Here is a 1,596-nt window from a genome sequence, read left to right on the forward strand (position 1 = left end):
GGCCGCCACCCGGCCCGCCGAAGCCGGCGCCGGCGGGACCCGCAGCCGGGATCGAGCCGGTGTGCGGGGTCGCCGCGGTGGCGATGGCGTACGAGCCGGGTCCGAGGAGCCCGGCGACCAGCGCCACGGCGGCGACGCCGAGCGCGGCCCGCCGCGGCAGTCGGATGGCTGCGAGGAACCCGAGCGCCGCGATGATCCCGGCGACGAGCACGGCGTACCGGATCCACGGATGCCACTGGGGGGTGCGGTTCAACAGGGTGTAGCACCAGGCGGTGGTGGCAGCCATCGTGGCGGCCGAGACCACGGCGGCGGCGGGATGCCGGCGCTGACGCCAGAGCAGCGCGCAGCCCATCCCCACCAGGGCGCCGACCGCCGGGGCGAGCGCCACCGTGTAGTAGGCGTGGAAGATGCCCTTCATCTGGCTGAAGACGATGCCGGTGACGAGCAGCCAGCCGCCCCAGAGGAGGAAGGCGGCGCGGGCGCGGTCCGTCCGCGGGGTGCGCCGGGTGATCCACAGTCCGGCGACGAGCAGGATCAGTGCGGTCGGGAGCAGCCAGGAGATCTGACCGCCGACCGCCGAGCCGAACATGCGGGTCCAACCGGCCTGGCCCCACATGCCGCCCCCGCGGCCGCCCGGACCCCCGGGACCGAAGACGACCGTGCCGCCGCCGGGAACGGCGCCTGCCGCGTCGTTCCCGATGAATTCCGGCAGGCCGCCCATCCGGCCACCGCCGACGCTGCCGGTCTCGTTGCCGGTAAGTCGGCCGAGCCCGTTGTAGCCGAGGGTGAGCTCCAGCAGGCTGTTGTGCTGTGAACCCCCGATGTAGGGGCGGGAGGACGCCGGGACGAGCTCCACGATCGCGATGAAGAGGCCGGCGGGGATCAGCAGTCCGAGCCCCGCGGCCAGGGTTTGCCGGACGCGCCGCCAGAACGAGGTCGGCGCGGTCACCAGGTACACCAGTGCGAAGACAGGGACGACGAGCAGTGCCTGCAGCAGCTTCGTCAGGAAGGCGAAGCTGACCAGGACCCCGGCGAACACCAGCCAGCGGGTGCTCGCCTGCTCGATCGCCCGCAACGTCGCGTAGGCCGCGGCGACCAGGAGCAGCACGAGCAGGGCGTCCGGGTTGTTGAACCGGAACATCAGGGCCGCGACCGGGGTCAGGGCCAGCACCGCGCCGGCGAGCAGGCCCGCACCGGCGGAGAATTGCCGCCGCACGGTCTGGTAGAGCAGGCCGACGGTGACGACACCCATCAGCGCCTGGGGCACGAGGATGCTCCAGGCGCTCAGGCCGAAGATCCGGACGGACAGCGCCATGACCCACAGGGAGGCCGGCGGCTTGTCGACCGTGATTGAGTTGGCAGCGTCCGAGGAGCCGTAGAAGAACGCCTTCCAGCTCACCGAGCCGGCCTGGACCGCGGCCGAGTAGAACGCGTTCGCCCATCCCGACGCGCCGAGGCCCCACAGGTAGAGCACACCTGTGCCCACCAGCAGGGTGACCAGTGCTGGTCGGGCCCAGCGGGCGTCCTCGGCGGCCACGTCTTCGGCGGCTACGAGGCCACCGGAGCCGTCGACCGGGGGCCCGGTCTCGGTGGGGG

1 protein-coding gene is annotated in these 1,596 nt (G+C 73.0%); it reads right to left on the minus strand.

The genetic code is table 11. The features are described 5' to 3' along the window. A partial coding sequence (locus ACY5KJ_RS13670; RefSeq protein WP_462203511.1) for a glycosyltransferase family 39 protein occupies window positions 1-1,596 on the minus strand: 1,596 nt, incomplete at both ends.

The sequence above is a fragment of the Frankia sp. CcWB3 genome (genome assembly GCF_977927595.1).